The organism is Mesorhizobium sp. M1A.T.Ca.IN.004.03.1.1, from assembly GCF_003997555.1.
GTDB lineage: Bacteria > Pseudomonadota > Alphaproteobacteria > Rhizobiales > Rhizobiaceae > Mesorhizobium.
In genome coordinates this window covers 1-229 of record NZ_RZTV01001234.1, presented here as the reverse complement: position 1 = coordinate 229, position 229 = coordinate 1, and the positions used below count along the sequence as shown (strand labels likewise).

General features: G+C 65.1%; 1 pseudogene. It reads right to left on the bottom strand.

Annotated features, from left to right (window positions below):
- Positions 1-29: 29 nt before the first annotated feature.
- A pseudogene (locus EOD29_RS35640) lies at positions 30-229 on the bottom strand (dipeptide epimerase); the annotation flags it as partial.

Genomic DNA, 229 nt, shown 5'->3' with positions numbered 1-229 from the left:
CTCGGGCTGGTCATCTCAGCCTACTATCTTCAGCCCCAGAGGGTGCTTTCCGGCGGAAAGACCAGGGAAGCGGCGTAGCGCAGGCCGGGTTGGCGGTCGCGGGCAAGCAGCAGCGGGCCGTCGAGATCGACGAAATCGGCATCCTGCGCGAGCAGCACGGCTGGCGCCATGGCAAGCGAAGTGCCGACCATGCAGCCGATCATGATCGAAAAGCCGAGCCTCTCCGCTT